Origin of the sequence: Nitrososphaera sp. AFS, assembly GCF_009898475.1 — an archaeon.
Classification (GTDB): domain Archaea; phylum Thermoproteota; class Nitrososphaeria; order Nitrososphaerales; family Nitrososphaeraceae; genus Nitrosopolaris.
On sequence record NZ_QURE01000114.1, the window covers coordinates 10091 to 12674 of the forward strand.

At 43.5% G+C, this 2584-nt stretch carries 3 protein-coding genes and 1 tRNA gene; 3 read left to right on the forward strand and 1 reads right to left on the reverse strand.

What is annotated here, in order from left to right:
- The coding region (locus DYY65_RS10355; RefSeq protein WP_162477886.1) for an HPF/RaiA family ribosome-associated protein at positions 1-417 on the forward strand (417 nt) is incomplete at its 5' end.
- A gap of 1 nt (position 418) precedes the next feature.
- Here the strand turns inward: DYY65_RS10355 and DYY65_RS10360 are convergent.
- A tRNA-Ser gene (locus tag DYY65_RS10360) sits at positions 419-581 on the reverse strand.
- A 150-nt stretch (positions 582-731) separates the two neighbouring features.
- On the opposite strand from DYY65_RS10360, the gene DYY65_RS10365 reads away from it, so the two are divergent.
- Both DYY65_RS10365 and ilvD read left to right on the forward strand, forming a co-directional pair.
- A complete protein-coding gene (locus DYY65_RS10365) occupies positions 732-920 on the forward strand; it encodes a hypothetical protein (protein ID WP_162477887.1) in 189 nt (62 codons plus the stop codon).
- A 187-nt stretch (positions 921-1107) separates the two neighbouring features.
- On the forward strand, positions 1108-2584 hold a 1477-nt coding region (gene ilvD / locus DYY65_RS10370; RefSeq protein WP_162477888.1), incomplete at its 3' end, for a dihydroxy-acid dehydratase.

Below are 2584 nucleotides of genomic sequence, written 5' to 3' on the forward strand. Positions count from 1 at the left end.
GTGGTAGGGGACAAAAGACCGATTGGCATTGTTACTCCTAGAGACGCTCTAGAAATGACACTCCCTAAAAGCAGAAATCCAAGTATCCACGTTGCACATATTGAAGGCGATGCTCGCAGTACCATCGAGGAACACTTGTCAAGGTTTTTGAAGAAAATTCAGGGAAAACTCGAGAATGTTCAGTCAGTGATCGTCTATGCGGATAAGCACAAGTCAAGGAAATATTCTGTAAGAGCTAGATTAATTACTGCTAAGGGCGTTATTGATGCGCAAGCTGTTGGCTATGATCCATTAAGCGCAGTTAAGGAACTAATATCAAAGCTTGACCGGCGTATAAGATCCGAACACAGCCAAAAAGTAAGAGAAAAACATCAGCCGAGAGGCTCGGACAAAAGCTTTGCAGAAGCAATGGAATAAGTGGCGCAGATGAGGAGATTTGAACTCCTGATCGCCCGAGGGCGAATCGGCTAGCTTTCAGCCCTATTACATACAAAAAATAATAGTCTAACTCAAGGCCGACGCATTTTTGTGTTCCCGGAGCCATTTGGCCACTTTCGAGAAGACCACTCTGCCACATCTGCCCACATGTAGTTGATTGGGTGGCATTACTTATTATTATGTGTTAAGCTGTGTTATCATTTCCTTGACTAGCCGTATAAGAATCCCAACTTTGACTTCTAATTGGCCTTCAGATAACCCTAAATATATTAAATTGTCCTAATTCATAATCTATGGCTGAAACAGTCGAGCTCGAGAACTTTGACGTCAATTTTTCATTTCGGTGTCCAAAATGCGAATACTTGAACGAGGAAATTACTGCTAACGAACTTACCAGTGGCAATGCTGTTTGTGGAATGTGCGAAACTCTGTTTAAGATGGAAGGATTAGATTCGGTTAAAATAATAGCTACTCTGGAGTAGATTAAAGGCTTATACAAACGAGCCGATTGAAAAGGGTCGTAACAACTGATTTCAAAACACCCTTCGTTGCGCCCATCCTGGACGCAAGGTTTCCTGTTACGGGTTGCTGCTGCAGCTAGTTAATACCAGATGATGTGCCTCAGAATGTCTCAGAATGTTAAAATATTAACTTTGAGCTAAACAAAGGATGGTATTACCTAGTAGAGGCGTAGTTCAAGGATCTGCAAGGGCTCCACACAGGGCCATGTATAAGGCAATGGGCCTCACAGACGAAGATCTCCAAAAGCCCATCGTTGGTGTATCTTCGACTTGTAATGAAGCTACTCCGTGTAATATTCATTTATGTAAGCTAGCCCAAAGTGCAAAGCAAGGAGTCAAGAGTGCTGGCTGTACTCCTAGGGAATTCACGGCTATTGCAGTCTCAGATGGAATTGCGATGGGCCATGAAGGAATGAAAGCATCGCTTGTAAGCAGAGAGATTATAGCTGATTCAATAGAAGTAATGATGAGAGCCCATCAATATGACGCAATTGTTGGTATTTCAGGATGTGATAAAAGCTTACCGGGGTCTTTAATGGGCATGGCCAGGCTGAATCTACCAGCAATCTTTGTCTATGGTGGTACGATCTTACCGGGGGATTGGAACGGAAAGTCAGTTACCATACAGGATGTCTATGAGGCAGTGGGTATGGTCGAGGCCGGTAAAATGACCAGTGCTCAGCTTCTCAGTTTAGAAAACGTAGCTTGCCCATCAGCAGGATCTTGCGCAGGAATGTATACAGCCAACACCATGGCCTCAATAAGTGAAGCAATAGGTATGGCCCTGCCTGGAAGTGCATCAGCCCCAGCTGAGAGTGATAGAAGATCTGAGATATGCTACAATACAGGCAAGGCTATTTTCGAATTAATTGAAAATAACATCCGTCCCAAAGATATCTTAACTTTTGAGGCTTTTGAGAATGCTATTGCGATGGCCAATGCTATAGGCGGATCGACAAATTCAGTTCTACATTTGTTGGCCCTTTCAAGAGAAGTAGGAGTCAAACTCAAAATACAGGATTTCGAAAGGATTAGAATGCAAACGCCTCATATCGCGGATATGCGACCTGGCGGATCATACGTAATGTTGGATTTAGACAAGATTGGTGGCATACCTATAATCTTAAAGAGTTTGTTAAAGAAGGGTTTGCTCAATGGAGATGTCATGACCGTTACATGCAAGACCATGAAACAAAATCTTGAATCAATCAAATTTCAATTCCCTTCTGACGGGCAGGAGCAGTCGTCATATTATAATGGCTACTATTCAAAGCAGAGTATAGTAAAACCTATAGAAAAACCGATTCATGATGTTGGTACCCTGACAATCCTCAAGGGCTCACTTGCTCCTGAAGGTGCTGTTATTAAGATAGCCGGACTGACGTCCAGCAAATTTGTTGGTAGAGCTCGAGTTTTCGGAGCTGAAGAAGACGCCTTTGAGGCCATATCCAAAAGTAAAATTGTCGAAGGCGATTTTGTCGTGATAAGGTATGAGGGGCCCAAGGGCGGTCCTGGTATGAGAGAAATGCTGGCTGTTACTGCTGCACTTGTAGGTCAGGGGCTTGGAGAAAAAGTGGCCATGGTTACTGATGGCAGATTTTCAGGTGCAACTAGAGGGTTCATGG

What these genes read in the sequence shown, in the direction of transcription:
- DYY65_RS10365 (WP_162477887.1), top strand. Translation starts at nt 732, where the DNA reads ATGGCTGAAACAGTCGAGCTCGAGAACTTTGACGTCAATTTTTCATTT.